This is a genomic window from Novosphingobium sp. GW835-FHT14H07 (genome assembly GCF_058793515.1).
On sequence record NZ_JBXAFX010000020.1, the window covers coordinates 21208 to 37613 of the forward strand.

General features: G+C 65.3%; 12 protein-coding genes and 1 tRNA gene. 8 read left to right on the forward strand and 5 right to left on the reverse strand.

Translation table 11 applies throughout. The features are described 5' to 3' along the window. Window positions 1-17 precede the first annotated feature (17 nt). The 5 genes from AC1Q5P_RS16010 to AC1Q5P_RS16030 all read left to right on the forward strand — a co-directional run bounded on the left by AC1Q5P_RS16010 (window position 18) and on the right by AC1Q5P_RS16030 (window position 8518). Window positions 18-4784 (forward strand): hypothetical protein, encoded by a 4767-nt coding sequence (locus tag AC1Q5P_RS16010; protein ID WP_492519477.1) that lies wholly within the window; start codon window positions 18-20, stop codon window positions 4782-4784. 175 nt (window positions 4785-4959) lie between these two features. Then, on the forward strand, window positions 4960-5805 hold the full coding sequence (locus AC1Q5P_RS16015) for an SH3 domain-containing protein (protein ID WP_492519478.1): 846 nt from the start codon (window positions 4960-4962) through the stop codon (window positions 5803-5805). Between the two features lie 99 nt (window positions 5806-5904). Further along, window positions 5905-6591, forward strand: a complete 687-nt coding sequence (locus AC1Q5P_RS16020; RefSeq protein ID WP_062344365.1) for a response regulator transcription factor — start codon at window positions 5905-5907, stop codon at window positions 6589-6591. Then, the gene (locus AC1Q5P_RS16025) at window positions 6588-7934 is read left to right on the forward strand and encodes a sensor histidine kinase (RefSeq protein ID WP_193827525.1); all 1347 of its coding nucleotides are present in this window, start codon (window positions 6588-6590) and stop codon (window positions 7932-7934) included. Before AC1Q5P_RS16020 ends, AC1Q5P_RS16025 begins: the two co-directional genes overlap by 4 nt. Continuing rightward, complete coding sequence (locus tag AC1Q5P_RS16030; RefSeq protein WP_492519479.1) at window positions 7931-8518, forward strand: hypothetical protein; 588 nt, start codon at window positions 7931-7933, stop codon at window positions 8516-8518. The genes AC1Q5P_RS16025 and AC1Q5P_RS16030 overlap by 4 nt, the downstream gene beginning before the upstream one ends. Before the next feature lie 23 nt (window positions 8519-8541). Here the strand turns inward: AC1Q5P_RS16030 and AC1Q5P_RS16035 are convergent. From AC1Q5P_RS16035 to AC1Q5P_RS16050, 4 genes are all read right to left on the reverse strand, one after another. Then, window positions 8542-8615 (reverse strand) — tRNA-Cys (locus AC1Q5P_RS16035). Between the two features lie 75 nt (window positions 8616-8690). Then, the gene (locus AC1Q5P_RS16040; RefSeq protein WP_492519480.1) at window positions 8691-10079 is read right to left on the reverse strand and encodes an RNB domain-containing ribonuclease; all 1389 of its coding nucleotides are present in this window, start codon (window positions 10077-10079) and stop codon (window positions 8691-8693) included. A 21-nt stretch (window positions 10080-10100) separates the two neighbouring features. Next, window positions 10101-10919, reverse strand: a complete 819-nt coding sequence (locus AC1Q5P_RS16045; protein ID WP_062344351.1) for a crotonase/enoyl-CoA hydratase family protein — start codon at window positions 10917-10919, stop codon at window positions 10101-10103. 139 nt (window positions 10920-11058) lie between these two features. After that, complete coding sequence (locus AC1Q5P_RS16050) at window positions 11059-12258, reverse strand: LL-diaminopimelate aminotransferase (RefSeq protein ID WP_062344363.1); 1200 nt, start codon at window positions 12256-12258, stop codon at window positions 11059-11061. A 194-nt stretch (window positions 12259-12452) separates the two neighbouring features. On the opposite strand from AC1Q5P_RS16050, the gene AC1Q5P_RS16055 reads away from it, so the two are divergent. From AC1Q5P_RS16055 to clpS, 3 genes are all read left to right on the forward strand, one after another. Beyond that, window positions 12453-14333, forward strand: coding sequence for a PHA/PHB synthase family protein (locus AC1Q5P_RS16055; protein WP_492519481.1), 1881 nt, complete (start codon window positions 12453-12455; stop codon window positions 14331-14333). A gap of 148 nt (window positions 14334-14481) precedes the next feature. After that, window positions 14482-15345 (forward strand): phasin family protein, encoded by an 864-nt coding sequence (locus AC1Q5P_RS16060; RefSeq protein ID WP_039337069.1) that lies wholly within the window; start codon window positions 14482-14484, stop codon window positions 15343-15345. Window positions 15346-15533: 188 nt separating this feature from the next. Continuing rightward, on the forward strand, window positions 15534-15914 hold the full coding sequence (gene clpS / locus AC1Q5P_RS16065; RefSeq protein ID WP_230487749.1) for an ATP-dependent Clp protease adapter ClpS: 381 nt from the start codon (window positions 15534-15536) through the stop codon (window positions 15912-15914). 43 nt (window positions 15915-15957) lie between these two features. Here the strand turns inward: clpS and AC1Q5P_RS16070 are convergent, their stop codons facing one another. Then, window positions 15958-16401 carry a hypothetical protein gene (locus AC1Q5P_RS16070; RefSeq protein ID WP_039337068.1) on the reverse strand — a complete coding sequence of 148 codons (444 nt, stop codon included), beginning with the start codon at window positions 16399-16401 and terminating at the stop codon, window positions 15958-15960. Window positions 16402-16406: the final 5 nt, after the last annotated feature.

Sequence of the window (16406 nt, forward strand, 5' to 3'; positions counted from 1 at the left end):
TCCGGGAGACCAGCCCCATGAAAGCCTCAGCCCTCACCGCCCTCCTGATCGGAGCCTCCAGCCTCGCACTCGCCACCCGCGCCCACGCGCAAGAGATGGTCTTTGCCGACAATGCCGACCTTGCCGCCGCCGCCCTGCGTGGCGAGCGCGTGACCCAAGAGTCCGGCATCACCCAGATCCGCCTGTCCAGCGGCGCGATGCTCTCGTTCGTCGAAGGTGCGGAATTCCGGCTGCGCCCCGATGGCTCGGTCGATCTGTTCAAGGGCAACGTCACCGTGACCGGCGCGGGCATGAGCGAAACACTCGTCCGCCTCGGCGGTCAGGGAACGGGCAAGATTGCGGGCGCAGGCTCGTCGGGCAGCTTCTCGGTTGCCACCGACGCCAGCGGCAAGACGATGGCCACGGGCCGCGTTCTGACCGGCCTTGCCAGCATTGCCAACGGGCGCGAGGAGCGGCGCTTCAACGCCGGGCAGGCATGGGAAGTGGCCAACGGCCACCCGCGCCTTGCCACATCGGCCCCCGTCGCGCCCGCCCCGCGCATGACCCCGCAGCGGCAAGCGCAGCTTGCGGCACAGACGCCCGTGCCAACTCCGGCACCAGCGCCCGCATCAACACCGGCACCCGAACCGGAAGTCGCCTCGATCAGCGAAGGCGGTCCCGCCGCTGCTGCCGAGAACGGGGTGCCCGTGGTCCTCGGCGAAGCGCTCGCAGCAGCTGGCGCTTCGGGCGATATCGTCTCGTCAGGCCAGCGTATCGAAGCGGCAGTGGCCAACCCCAGCCTCGAAACTTTCCCTTCGAATGATCTTGCGGTTCTCGTCGCCTATGCCGCCCGGCTTGAAAGCCTCTACGGCGGCCAGCCCTTCAACCAGGCCCAGGCCGACGTGATCCGCGCTTACCTGAACTACCTCGCCAGCGGCCAGACCCAGGCGCAGTTCCTCACCGTCTATGCCGGGCTGATGGTGCAGTTCCTCGACTTCGTCCGTTCGGGCGCGGCGCCGTCCTCGTTCAGCGGCACTTCGCTGGCAGACATCAACGCCTTCATCTCCTACCGCTCGCGCACCGATGGCTTTGCCGCGCTGTCGAGCCAGAACCGCGTGCTGGTCGATGCCTATCTCGCCTTCGTATTAGGCGGCGGCAATGCCGACCAGTTCGTCACGCGCTACACCTCGCTGACGAGCGCCTACTTCGCCTATCTGCGCAGCGGCGGCGATCCGCTGGCGTTTGCAGGCGCGACCCAGGCGACGCTCAACGCCTATATCGGCTTCCTCAACGATTCCGGCCTGCTTGTGCGCCTTGCCGAAACCGACCGCGCGCTGTTGCAGGCCTATCTCGCCAATGGCGGCACCGCCTTTATCCACCAGTACCAGACCGCGCTGACCGCCTACTTCGCCTACCTCCAGAGCGGCCAGTTGCCGAGCCAGTACGGCGCCGCCGATCCTGCCGCACTGCGCCAGTATCTCGAAACCCTGCAGGCCACGGGCCTGTTCGAACAGGTCCTCGGCGCACAGGCGACGTTCTACGCGCAGTATCTCGCCTACCTGAAGCAGGGCGGCACAATCGACGGCTGGCAGGGCCTGCCCGCCAATGTCTTTGCCGGTTATGCATCCGCACTCAGCAGCTATCAGGCCTATCTCGCGGCGGGTGGCGTGCCCTCGGCCTATACCGCGCTCGATCCCGCCGTGCTGCGTCAGTACCTCGATGCCCTTACCGCTGCTGGCGCGCTTGACCGGTTCCTCGGCGCACAGGCCACGTTCTATGCCCAGTACCTGGCCTACCTGACCGGTGGCGGGACGATCGATGGCTGGCAGGGCCTGCCGTTCAACGTCTTCACCGGCTACGCCACGGCGCTCCAGGCCTATTACGAATTCCTGCAGAACGGCGGGCTGCCGTCTGCCTACACCGCACTGACGCAGGACGAGATCCGCCAGTATCTCGCCGCGCTTTCGGCAGTGGACGCGAACGAGGCGTTCCTTGGCCAACTCGCCAGCTTCTATTCGGCGTTCTTCGCCTATCTCGCCAATGGTGGAAACCCGGACCTCTATACCGGCCTGCCCACCCCGCCGAACTACGAAGCCTTTGCCGATGCGCTTTCGGCCTATGTCGCCTACCTGCAGGCGGGCGGCGTGCCGAGCGCCTATACCGGGGCCGACCTCGCCTTGCTGCAGCAGTACATCAAGGCGCTGATCGACAGCGGCAAGCTTGCCACGTTGCTCGGCACGCAGGCGGAATTTCTCACCGCCTACTACGCCTTCCTTGCAGGCGGCGGCACGCCCGATGGCTACACGGCGCTGCCTGTCTACGCGACGTATGTCACCGCGCTCGAAGCGTACTACGCTTTCCTCGCAGGCGGCGGAAAGCCTTCGGAATACACGGCACTTACGCAGGCGCAGATTCTCGCCTACCTCAAGGCGCTGACCGACGCCGGCGTGCTGGCTGCCCTGTTCGACGGGGCGACGCTGGCCTTCATCCAGAGCTACTATGTCTACCTCGCGGATGGCGGCAACCCCGACCAGTTTTCCGGTCTGCCCGGCACCAGCGCAGCCAAGGTCGGCTACAACACCAGCGCCGAAGCCACGCTGATCACCTCGCCCGTCACTGCCGACATTACTGCCGAGGGGAAGATCAACCGCCTGCAGTTTTCGCAGAACGGCCGTCCGCTCGATTTCAACTACGCGGCAAACCCGGTCAACGTCGCCAAGGAATACGGCCGCTTCGGCGACGACGTCGCCTGGACCCGCTACTTGTCGGACACCTCGAACAATGCGGTGAACTTCAACAACCACCTCATCGTCGGCACGCCATCGGCCACGATCCCGGCCAGCGGGAAAGTCGACTATCGGCTCGTCGGCGGCACCGCACCGACTGACTACGGGGCGGCAGAAGGCGAAGTCGGGACATTCACCGGCAGCCTCGCGGTAAGCTTCGGCGCCGCGCCCAAGATCGGCGTGGCCATGGATGTAGTCGCGGGGAGCCGCAGCTGGCATGTCCAAACCGCAGGCGGCGCCGCCGATCCGACCAATGGCGGTTTGCTGATCGGCACGGACCGCGCCTTCGTCGGCACCAACGCGAACCTTGCCACCACCTCCACTTCCGGCGGCGGGTGCGTCTCGGCCTGTGGCACCACGCTCAACGGAAACCTGTTCGGCCAGAACGCCGCTTATGCCGGTTTTGCCTACAGCCTGTCGGACAGGTCCCTGCCCGGCTCCACCCAGATCAACGGCGTCGCCGTTTTCGGACAGACCGGAACGACGCTCGCCTATCTCGGAAAGGCTCCTGCATCGAATGTGCTGACTGGCTATACCGGCGGCTTCAACGGCACGTCCCCGCGCATAAACTTCATAACCACCCTGCGCCTGTCGAGCAGCACCCTGCTGGCGGGCAGCGAGCAGGGTTTCGATGCCCTGTCCTACACGCTCGATAGCAATGGCGGACTCACCAGCTACACCCGCGCCGGCAACTTCGCCCGCACGCCAGGCACCATGACGATCAGCGACGTCGCCGGGGATGCCGATGTGCTTGTCGGTCGCTGGTCCGATGGCACGAACACCGGCGCAACTCCCTTTACCCTGACGGCAGATCAGGGTTTCCACTACATGCTGACCCGCGCCACGCCGACCGGCTTTGCGGTGCCGACAACCGGGACGATCGCCTACGACCTCCTCGCCGCCACCAAGCCGACATGGGTCGATGGCTCGGGCGCGCCCGGCACCTTTACCGGCAGCTTCAAGGTCAACTTCGGCCTCGCCCTGCCCAAGATCGCGATGGAGGCGAGGATCGTGATGCCGACCGGCGGGGCTGGCGGCGGCGCCTATACCTTCGATTTCACCACGACCGGCGGCCTTGCCGACATCACCCAGTCGACCAGCAACTTCAATGTCTTCTCCAATCAGAGCTTCAGCTTCGTCGTCCCCGGCGACGACCACTCTGGTTCGTGCAATGGCAACGTCTGCTACCTTGCCGCCTTCGGCAACTGGGCCGGCAGCACCGACAAGCTTGCCCTGAACTACACCGCCGTCAGAACCGCCGGAAACGCCAGGAACATCATCGGCGCGGCAGCCTTCAAGGTTGGAGCGGGGGCGGGAACGGGAAGCGGCAACACCACGCCCGCGGCTGCGCCGGACGGCATCGTCAAGTATGTCGGCTATCTCGGCGGCGGACGCTTCTCCACCTTCGAAAACGCAACGCCCGTCACCACCGACAGCAACGGCGGGCTCACGAAGGTTGATGGCTTCTTCGAGCAGAGCGGCGCGACCGGCACTGACGGTGGCAATGCCTCCGGAATCGTTGCCTGGTCGCGCTGGGTCAATGGCAACATCACCGGCCTTGCCGGAACGCCCAGCACCACGCTCGGAACAGGCGGCCTCGCCCAGGTCTGGGGCAAGCCTGCCACCAATGCGCCGACCTCCGGCAAGGTCGACTACGCCCTCGTCGGCAGCACTCGTCCGGCAACACCCAACGCCGTCGTCGGGACGCTCGACAGTGCGAAGCTCTCGGTCGATTTCTCCACCGCCAAGGTCGGGTTCGAGGCCGGACTGACGGTGTCAGGCCAGCCGGTCACCATGGCCACGAGCGGCGGCACGGCCACCCCCTCGATCTCGCTTCGCGCCAGCGGAACGACATTCGGTGCTGGCACCGGACAAATGACGCTGACCGGTGCCAGCGGGGCCTCGATCGAAGGTTTCCTCGCCGGGGTCGGGGCGACGCATGCCGGCGTCGGGTACTATGTCCAGACGACCACCGGCAATGTTGCAGGCGCGATCGCGTTCGGACCGAAGGCACCCTGAACACGTCAACGAAGATGACCGCATTTGTCACGAGAGTGACGGGACAGTTGTGTGGGAGTTGAGGGGGAGTTGCCGCAGAGTTCGCGAGAGTTGGAAAGGGGCCGCACGGGGGTGCAGCCCCCCTTCTAGGGGAAGACCGATGCTTCGCAGGACCTTGACTTTCGCAGTGCTCTCAATGGTTTCCACCGCTGCCCTGGCGACCGAAAAGGAGCCGCCGGTCACGCTCACCAAGTGCGACAAGAGCTATGGCTCGATCGCGCTCGTGGATGGCGATACGCAAGGCTGGACCAAGTACGGCCTGTCCTCCCCGCGCGAGCTGATCGCCGCCATGGCCCGAGAATCCGGCTGCTTCTCGCTGCACGATCCGGCCAGCGGCAAGCCCGCCACGTTCCTGATGAACGTCATCGCCGGTGACAAGGAAGAAGTCGACCAAGCCATTGAAAAGGCTAAGGGCGTTGCGATGGAAGGCCTTGTCCGCTCGGGCGCTGCAAGCGGAATGATGCGCAGCATTCCGGGCGCCGGCTCGATGCTCGGCATGTTCGGCGGGTTTGGCGGCAAGAAGAAGGTGGTCGCCGCCGGCATCCGCCTGATCAGCCCGGCCAATGGCCAGACCGTCGCCTCCGGCTCTGGCGAGGTCAAGAAGACCACGATTTCCTTCGGAAATGGCGGCGGGACCATCGGCGCGGTGGCCAGCGGTGCAACCGGTGCGGCCTATGCCGGAAGCAAGGACGGGCAGATGCTGATCGAGGCTTTCATCAAGGCTTTCAACGGCTTGTCGGGCCAAGGGCCCGCCCTCGCTTCGCTTGCTCCGGCCGCCGCGCCAGCACCGGCGGCCCCCGCCAGCGCGACCGCCGCAATCGACACCAGGATGTTCACCGCGGCCGATCTCAAGTCCGCAACGCTTCGCACCGTGCGCGCCGGGACCGCTCTCACACCCACCGGTCAGCGGCAAGGTCTGTTCATCGAGGTCCAGGACAGCTTCGGCACCAAGGGCTGGGTCTCGGTCGAGGACATGCGCTGAAACGCCCGCCAAACGAAGGGTTGCAAGGCCACCGTCCGGCGTGAAATGATCGCGCCGGACGGTTCGGCCACGGGAAATGCCGGATCGGGGGCAGCGAAGATGGGCAATCTCAACATCCTCTACGTGGAAGACGATCCACGCGCCGCGCAGGCCGTGCAGGAGCTGGTGCTGGCCGATGGCGACCGGATGGCATGGGAGCAGACCGGCACGGCAGGCCTGCAGCGCGCCGGGGCCGAGGACTTCGACGTGATCATCCTTGATCGCATGCTGCCCGATCTCGACGGCCTGACCATCGTTTCGCGCCTGCGTTCAGCCGGGGTGGGCACGCCAGTGCTGATGCTTTCGGCGCTGGGTCGCAGCGAGAACCGCATCGAAGGGCTGGAAGCGGGCGTCGACGATTATCTTGCCAAACCTTACGAGCCGCAGGAGCTGGTAGCGCGGCTGCGCGCGCTGCACCGCCGCGCAGCGGGTGCGGTTCACGGCGCAGTGATCATCTACGGCGCGTTCGAATGCCACGTGAAGGCGCGGACTGCATTCCGTTCGGGCAAGCACATCGCGCTTTCGCCCCGCGAGTTCGCGCTGTTTCGCTATTTCATGGAAAACGCGGGCGAAACGGTGACGCGCGAAATGCTGCTGCGCGACGTATGGAACATGAACTTCGATCCCCAGACCAATGTCGTCGACGTCAACATCGGCCGCATGCGCCGCAAGCTCGAGGACGGCTTTGCCGCGCCTGCGCTCGAGACGATCTGGGGCGCGGGCTATCGGCTGACGAGAGGCGAATGAAGCCAGCGCGCGTCCGGGCACGGTCGATCTTCGGCCAGCTGACGACAGCCTCGATACTGATCGCGGTCATCGCCGTGGGCGTGCTGTTCGCAGTCACCACGATCACCGTGCAGCGCCAGACACGGGCCTCGCTTTCGGCAACCGTCTCGACCGACCTCGCCGGCCTGATCGACATCTACGCAACGGCCGGCCGCGAGGAGCTGCTGCGCCGGGTGGCCGACCGGCAGGCCGTGGTCAGTCTTGAAGGGCGGCGTTCGCATTACATGGTTGCCGATGGTGCGGGGCGGCTGCTGGCGGGCGACGTGCGCCGCTGGCCGCAGATCAACTCCGCGCGCTCCGAAGAGGGGTTCGTGACGCTGGCCGATGGCACCGAGGTCTATGCGCAAGGAGCCAGGCTTGCCCCGGACCTGCAATTGCTGGCAGCGCGCGAATATGACCGCGACCGCTCTGCGCTGGCGGTTCTTTCGGCGGCGTTCCTGGCGGTCGGCGCGGCGATTGTCGGTGCGGTGGCCTTCGTTGCGTGGATCACCGCCAGGCATCTTGCCCGCCGCATGGATGCCGTGAACGCCGCACTGGGCGCGGCGGCTGACGGACGCGCCGCGAGCTTTCCCGCCCGTCAGCGTGGGGGGGACGAGATCGACGAGGTGGCGGGGCACGGCGCACGCCTGCTGGCCCGGCAGGCGCAATTGCTCAAGGCCTACAAGCAGGTTTCAGAGCATGTCGCGCACGAGGTGCGGACGCCGCTGATGCACCTCGACAATCGGCTGGGGGCAGCGATGCAGGCTCGTCCCGAGAACGCGGGCGGCCCGATCGGCCAATCGCGCGAGGACATCCGGGCGATCCTTTCAATGCTTGATTCGCTGCTCGACATCGCCTCTGCCGAAAGCCGCCGGGGCGATCTGGCAGGGCTTGCCGAGATCGACATGAGCGCGCTGGCGGAGAGCCTTGCCGACCTTTACGAGGGCAGCGCCGAGGATGCCGGGCTGACGCTGGAAACCGCAATCGCGCCGGGCGTGACCATGCTGGGCGAGCGCATGCAGATCACCCGGCTGCTTTCGAACCTGCTCGACAACGCGATCAAGTACGTGCCCGAAGGAGGGCGTGTGCGCCTGATCCTCCGTCCGGGGCCAAGCGTGACCGTCGAGGACGACGGCCCCGGGATTCCGCGCGACCAGCGCGACCGGGTATTCGAACGCTTCTCCCGTGCGACCGCGCCCGGCGACAAACCCGGCCACGGCCTCGGCCTTGCCCTTTCACGCGCCATTGCCGAACGCCACGGCCTTGTCCTGAGGCTGGGCGACGCCCCGCGCGGCGCGCAGTTCATTCTGGAGCCTGCCCCATGAAACCCTTTGCCCTGACTGTCCTTGCCTGCGTCGCCGCGCTGGGCGGGTGTGCTGCCAAGACGCAGAGTGCCGACCGTGAGGTGCCAGTGAGGGTGGTATTGACCAATTCCTCAGCGTCGACCGAAGCCGTCGCTACACTTCTGGCCGAGGCGGACAGTTCGCAGGGCGATCCGCAGAAGTTGGGCATGATCCTTGCCGCGCTAGACTCCTTCGGAGCCCGCGCGATGCCCGGGGAGCCCGATCCGGTGGCCAAGTGGCGCGCAAGGGCCGTGATGCCCGATACGCCGCCTTATCGCGGGCGCGTGTTGGGGCCGGCATACAAGGCGGGCATGCTCAACCCGGGCGCAACCGTACGTCTGCCGCAGTTGTTCGATGGGGGACGATCCGCCCGTGTTTCCGTGGCGACGCCCGGACAGGCCGCGCTCGATTTCACGGTACTGGACGGTGAGGCCAGGCCAGTCTGCCCGCCCGCCAAGGCACGGACCCGCGAATGCATGTGGACACCGCTGTTCAGCGGACGCTTCGAGATCGTGCTGACGAATCCGTCCAGCAAAGCCGCGGGCTATTACCTGGTGATAGACTGAAGAAGCGGCAGCCCTGGCAAGTGTGGAGGCCCGAGCCGGAATCGAACCGGCGTAAACGGATTTGCAATCCGGTGCGTAACCACTCCGCCATCGGGCCTCGATCGCAGGAGCTGCGTGGTTCGGCGCGGTTAGCCGGAAGATCGCGTTGCCGCAAGCGGTTCTTGTGCAGGGGTCAGCTTACCGGCGCGAACTGGAGACGGCGCTGCTTGCTGTCGATATCGGTAAGGCTGAGGTCCACGCGCTGGCCGGGCGCGGCGCCAGCAATGCGGGCGCGGGCCACCACGGGCATGTCGAGCAGCTGCACGCGCGCCGAATCGCCGTCCGTATCGGTCACGCAGGCGCGGAAGGTCTCACCCTCGCGCCCCTGGAGCATGACTGTCTCGGCAAGGTCGATGACTGCGCGTTCGATCTGGCCGGACAGCGCTTCGGCCTTGGCCATGACCGCAGGGAGGCGCTGGAACGCAGCTTCGACTTCCGGCTCGACGGGCTTGCCGTTGGCGATGGCAAGCACGGCGCGAATCACGTAGCGGTCAGCGAGGCGACGCAAGGGCGCAGTCGCGTGGGCGTAAGTGGCGGAGATGGCTTCGTGCCATGGCGTGACGCCGGGTATCCACGGGGCATAGCCAGCGCCGCCGCCTGCCCGCCGTACCGCAAGCATGAAGGCGGCGTGGTCGGGATTGCGCTGGTCGAGCGTGCGTTCGAGGGCCTTGAGGTCGACATGTTCCGGCCAATCGAGGCCAAGGCCCGCCGCCGTGCTGCGCAGACGCGCCATTGCCGCTGCGGTCGGGCCTGCCATGACGCGGAACAGGCCGGTCCCGGCTTGCTGCAACGCTTCGGCAATGGCGAGGTTTGCGGCAAGCGAAAGCGTGGCGTTGGCCCGTTCCGAAGCAAGCAGGGGGCGGAAGGACAGGGCGTAGCGTCCACCCCCGAGCGCTTCGACTTCCTGCTCCGGCGGATCGACGCGGGCGGCGCCGCGCGCAGCTTCGGCGGCGGTCATGCGTTCGGCAAAGCGGGCGAAGTCGGCAGGGAGCTGGTCAGGGCGGACGCTGTCGTAGGCGAGCTTGGCCTGGCTGCGGATCATAGCGCGGCGGGCGGCATCGAGCCGCGCCTGGCCATCAGGCGCAAGGCGAACAGTGAACACGACCGCCGGGCGCGGGCCATCGGGCAGGAGGCTCGCGGCACGTTCGGCCAGGGCAGGCGGGTAGAGCCCCGCCTTGCCATCGGGGAGGTACTGCGTTTCGCCGCGCTTCCACGCCTCAGCGTCGACCGGATCGCCATCGACCACGAACCAGGCCACGTCGGCAATGGCGTAGTGGAGGATCAGGTCGTTGCCGGATGCTTCGATATGGAAGGCCTGATCAAGATCGGTGGACGTTGCCGGATCGAGCGTGACGAAGGGCTCGTCGGTGCGATCCACGTGCTCTTGCCCCGGTGTCCTTGCCGCCGCCAGTGCGGCCGCAGCGAGGACTTCGGGCGGGAAGCCTTCGGGCACCTGGAACTGCTGGCGGATGGCGGCGAGACCGGAGGCAAGAGCACCGGACGGATCATGGATGGCCTTCATCCCACAAGGACTAGCAGGCTGTTACGGATCGACAAATTCTCCGGCGCGCTTTTCCATGCCCGCGCGCACGGCTTCCAGCTGATTCTTCGAATACATCAGCTCGTGCTGGGCCACGGATTCGGCCATCAGCACTTCGTCCACGGTCATGTCGGGCGTGCGGTTGGACAGCAGCTTGGCGCCGCGCACGGCAGTGGGGCTTTTCGATGCGATCGTGCGGGCAAGAGCCATGGCATCGGCCAGCGGGTCGGCGCTGACATGGGTGGCAAAGCCGAATTGCACAGCTTCCTCGCCGCTGAATTCGCGGTGGGTGTAGGTCAGTTCACGCAGCACGTCGTCGCGCACATTGCCGCGCCACAGGGCGTATCCGGCCATGTCGGGGACGAGGCCCCACTTCACTTCCATCACCGCCAACCGCGCATCGGGCGCGATGAAGCGGATGTCCGCACCGCTCGCCACCTGCAGGCCGCCGCCGAAGCATACGCCGTGGACAGCCGCGACCACCGGCATCGGCAGCTTGCGCCAGACCATGGCTGCCTGCTGGGCGCGGTTGGCGTTGCCGTGGGTACGGGCAGTGAGACCACCGCCCTCGCCATCGTCCTTCCATCGGCTGGTGTTGCCCATGCTGGAAAGATCAAGCCCTGCACAGAACGATCGACCTGCGCCAGAAAGCACCACCGCGCGCACGCCGCGCTCATGGCCAAGATGGTGCCCGGCTGCGATGATCGCTTCGAACATGGCATCGTCGAGCGCGTTCATCTTGTCGGCGCGATCAAGCAGCACGTGGGCGACGTGATCCTCGATGGTGACGGTGACGCGGTCGTGGAAGTTCATTGCTGGCATCCGTTTTCTGGTTCGTCGGGGCCAAGGTGCCCGAGCGCTCGCTCCCGGTCCAGCTTCCTCATTTGACGGATCGCGCGAAACGGCAACGGCCCCCTCCGCAAAGGCGGAGAGGGCCGTCGTCATCCTGATCAATCGCGCGTCAGGCAGCCGAGGAATTGACGCCCATCGACTGCAGGTAGCGCTTGATGTTGCGCGCGGCCTGGCGGAGGCGCTGTTCGTTCTCGACCATGGCGATGCGCACGAAGCCCTCGCCATCCTCGCCGTAGCCGACGCCCGGGGCGACCGCGACTTCGGCGTGGGTGAGCAGTTGCTTCGAGAATTCGAGGCTGCCGAGATGCTTGAGCGCAGGCGGCAGCGGGGCCCAGGCGAACATCGAGGCCTTGGGGCTGGGAATTTCCCACCCGGCGCGGCCAAAGGCTTCGACCATCACGTCCCGGCGTTTCTGATAAAGCTCGCGATTCTTGACGACGATGTCCTGCGGCCCGTTCAGCGCGGCGCAAGTCGCGGCCTGGATCGGCGTGAAGGCGCCATAATCGAGGTAGGACTTCACCCGCTTGAGCGCAGCGATCAGGCGTGCGTTGCCCACGGCAAAGCCCACGCGCCAGCCGGCCATCGAGAAGGTCTTGGACATCGAGGTGAACTCCACCGCCACGTCCTTTGCGCCCGGCACTTCGAGGATCGAGCGGGTCGGATTGCCGTCGTAATAGAGCTCGGAATAGGCGAGATCGGACAGGATCCAGACCTTGTTTTCCTTCGCCCAGGCGACGAGGCGTTCATAGAAGGCAAGGTCGACCGTCTCGGCCGTCGGGTTCGACGGGTAGTTGACGATCAGGATCGAGGGGCGCGGCACCGAGTACTTCATCGCGCGATCGAGCGAATCCCAATAGCGCTCGTCCGGCGTGGTCGGCACGGACCGGATGGTGGCCCCGGCAATGATGAAGCCGAAGGTGTGGATCGGATAGCTCGGGTTCGGCGCGAGCACGACATCGCCGGGCGCGGTGATGGCGGTGGCAAGGCTGGCGAGGCCCTCCTTCGAGCCCATCGTCATCACCACTTCAGTCTCGGGGTCGAGATCGACGTTGAAGCGGCGGCCGTAGTAGTTGGCCTGCGCCTTGCGCACGCCCGGAATGCCGGACGAGGCCGAATAGCCATGGGCGTCGGGCTTGCGCGCCACTTCGCACAGCTTCTCGATCACGTGGTCGGGCGGGGGAAGATCGGGGTTGCCCATGCCGAGGTCGATGATGTCCCTACCGGCGGCGCGCGCGGCGGCCCGCATGCCGTTGACTTCGGCAATGACGTAGGGCGGCAGGCGCTTCATGCGGTAGAATTCTTCATCCACGGTTGAATACTCGTCGAAAAGGCGCGGCAGGATCGCCGCAGCGCAGCCCTTACGCCAATTGCCCAGTTGTGGAAACCTTGCTGTCGATGGAAGCATGATCGTGATCGGCGGATGCATCTGCAGGCTAACAAGCTGTCACACGGCGTGTATAGACTGCTGAGACAACGCCATGACGTAACGGCAGGGAACGGAAGATGACGAACAAGAACCTGGGTGATTCGCCAGCGGATTCAGTCGTGTTCGAAGACCTGTTCCGCCAGCAGGGCGAAGCGATGCGCGCGATGTTCGCGCCGTTGGTGCCCGGCGCCGAAGCCGTTACGACCGATCCGGCCGATCTTCAGCACTGGGCGATGTCCGCTGCCAAGCTGCAGAAGATGTGGCTCGATTTCAGCGCCGAGCAAGCCGGTCAGGTCGAACCGATGCTCGGCCGGCTGGGCGACATCGGCAAGTGGACGCAGACGTTCATGGCCATGGCCGGGCAATTGCCCATCGCGCACGCGGAAACACAGGCGAAGCTGTGGAACGAAAGCGTGGCGCTGTGGTCCTCGGTCATGGGACAGTTCGTCTCGGCCGGAACCGGCAATGCCGCGCCCCCTCAGCTGCCGCGGCAGGACCGGCGGTTCAAGGACAAGCGCTGGCACGAACAGCCCGCTTTCGCGCTGATCCACCAGACCTATCTGCTCCTGTCGGAAAAGCTGCAGCAGATGGCCGACGAAGCCCAAGGGCTGAGCCCCGAGCGCAAGGAGCAGTTGCGCTTTGCCACCAAGGTGGTGACCGATGCGCTTTCGCCGGCCAACTTTCCGCTGACCAATCCGGTGGTGATCGAGCGGACGATGGAGACCAAGGGCGAGAACCTGGTCAAGGGTGTCGAACACCTGCTCGACGACTTGCGCAAGGGGCAGCTCACCCACACCGATCCCGATGCGTTCGAACTGGGCCGCAACATCGCGGTTACGCCCGGCAAGGTGGTGCATGAAACGCCGCTGTTCCAACTTATTCAATACACGCCGACGACCGACGAGGTGTTCGAGACGCCACTTCTGATCTTCCCGCCGTGGATCAACCGCTTCTACATTCTCGACCTCAACCCGCAGAAGAGCTTCATCCGCTGGGCCGTGGCGCAGGGGCTGACGGTGTTCGTGGTGTCCTGGAAGTCGGCCGATGCTTCCATGGCCGATGTGATGTGGGACGATTACGTTCGCGCCCAGATCGAGGCTATCGATCATGTGCGCGAGCGGCTCAAGGTTCCGGCGGTCCACACCATCGGCTATTGCGTGGCCGGCACCACGCTGGCGGCGACGCTGGCCGTGCTGGCGCGCAGGGACGAGGCCGACAAGGTTGCCAGCGCCACGTTCTTTACCGCGCAGGTCGATTTCGAGGACGCAGGCGATCTCAAGAACTTTATCGACGACGGGCAGTTGAAGATGCTGCAAAGCCTGTCCACCGACGGGTACCTCGATGGGCGCTACATGGCGGCCACGTTCAACGCGCTGCGCGGCACGGACCTGATCTGGAACTACGTCGTCAACAACTACCTGCTGGGCGAGGACTATCCGGCGTTCGATCTGCTGCACTGGAACGGAGATACGACCAACCTGCCCTCGCGGTGGCATCAGGCCTATCTTTGCGACCTCTATCGCGACAACCGCCTGATCATTCCGGATGCAATGGTGGTCGATGATACGCCGGTCGATCTGCGCCGCATTGCAACGCCATGCTATATCCAGGCGGGCCGCGAGGATCATATTGCGCCGCCGAACAGCGTGTGGAAACTGACGCGCCATCTGTCTGGAAAATGGAAGTTCGTGCTGGCCGGTTCGGGACACATTGCCGGGGTGGTGAACCCGCCGGAAGCGGGCAAGTACCAGTATTGGCTCAATCCCCATGATCCAGCGAGCTTGGAGGAGTTCGTGGCCGGCGCCACGGAGACCAAGGGCAGCTGGTGGCCGGACTGGATCGAGTGGATGGCCGAACAGGCACCCAAGCGCGTGGCCGCCAAGGGCAAGCGCATTCCGGGTGGCAAGGGCGACCGGGTTATCGAGGATGCGCCGGGACGCTATGTCCGCAGCCGCTGAGCGTTAACGGCGCGCGGCATTGGTAATTGGTCCAATACGGAATTTGTGCACCGCACAATTTTCTTGACATTTTGCGGTCGACTCCTATTTTGTGCAGTGCAGCAAGAGACGGTTCAACCCGTCCCGTGCGCAAGCAGGAGTCGCCAGGATGGTTGAAGAAACGAAGGAAAGCCCGGAAACCTCCGCCCCCGTGGTGGACGTGCCCGTCGCGCTGGCCGACGCGCCCGAAGCCGTCGCCGGAACTGCCGAGATCGAAGTTGTCGAGCCGGTTGCCGCCGAGAAGCCCAAGGCTTCGCGGCCGCGCAAGGCCAAGCCCGCTGCCAAGCCGGTCGTGGATGCTGAAGCTGCTCCGGTCGAAGCACCTGCCGTGGCAGAGCTGGTTGCACCGAAGGCACGCAAGCCCCAGGTCGCAAAGGCGAAGCCCGTTCGTCAGGCTCCCAAGCCTGCCCCCAAGGCCCGTCCGGCCAAGCCACCCGTGGTGGCCGCTCCGACGGCCGCGGTGAAGCCCGCAGCCAAGCGTCCTTTCACCGCCATTCCAAGCGTGAAGAAAACAAGCGCCGCCCTCAAGAATGCGGCGCCCAGAAAGGAACTGTTCGCAATGGCTACCACCACCGAAATGACCGAAAAGATGACCGCTGCATTCAAGGACGCTCAGGACAAGGCCAAGGCCGCCTTTGGCGACGCCGGCGAGTTTGCCAAGGGTAACGTCGAAGCCGTGGTCGAATCGACCAAGATCCTGGCTTCGGGCCTTCAGGAAATGACCAAGGGTTATGTTGCCGAGACCAAGTCGGTCTTCGAAGCGATGACCGCTGACGTCAAGGAACTGACCACGGTCAAGTCGCCTACCGAATTCTTCGAGAAGCAGTCAGCCCTGCTCCGCAAGAACTTCGACGCTGCGGTTGCCGCCAGCTCGAAGAACAGCGAAGCCATGCTGAAGCTCGCGAACGAGGCCTTCCAGCCGATCTCGACCCGCGTCAGCCTCGCGGTCGAAAAGATCAAGAAGGCCGCCTGAGCCTGACCGGCAGCGTCAACCGCGCTGCCAGCCACAAGATAAAGGGCCGGTCGGGTTCTCCCGCCGGCCCTTTTGCCGTTCTGATGCTGTCGTGCTGTCGTATCAGCGCAACAATTCGCCATCCTCATGCCACCATCCCCTTCGTGCCCCTTGTGAAGCGGGCCGGTGAGTGCGATATTCGAGGCATCATGAGAGCCGAACCTTTCGATCAACCGGACCTGTCCGTTCCGCTGCGCTGTGCAGAGGGTGACGACACACGTGGTCCGGGCGGAGACGATCAGGTCGGCATCGCTACCAAGACCCGCGCCAAGCCGAAGAAGCCCAGCCAGTTCAAGGTGCTGATGCTGAACGATGATTACACCCCGATGGAATTCGTGGTGATGGTCCTGAAGCGCTTCTTCCACATGGATCTGGAACAGGCAACGCGTGTGATGCTCCACGTCCATCAGCGCGGCGTGGGTGTTTGCGGCGTCTATCCCTACGAGATCGCCGAGACAAAGGTGAACCAGGTGATGGACTTCGCCCGGCAGAACCAGCATCCGCTGCAATGCACGCTGGAAAAGGCGTAAAGCCACCGCTGACCTGACGCAAAGCGCCAGATCGCGAAGGCCGTCAGTGTGCCGTCAAGGCTCCGGTTTCCACAGCCTGGCGGGCGAACGCACGCAGCAGCGCCGCGATCCAAGCCATGGCCAGGCTCTGGGCCTCACGCGAATGCGCGCCGACGCCGCCATCGAGAATCACCTGCGCGACGAACGAACCGTCCTTGAGGCGCCCGCCAGTGAAGATGGCATCACGCGGGATCAGCGCCACCGCGGCCGATTCGAACGCGCCGGAATCAGCAAGGACTCCGATCCAGTCGAACGCGGCATTCAGGCGTCCGCCTTCTTCCTCGGTGTGCGGCGAAGCAATCTCGAGAAGAACCCGCTCGAATCCCTTGCGCTGTTCGGTGGGGGCGAGTTGCTCGCACCAGCGCGCCAGCGCGCTCAACCTTTCCGGATCGGGTTGACCGCCGGCAAAGCCTGCGAACCACGCACTACCGGTTTGCTCATGCGACATCTTCG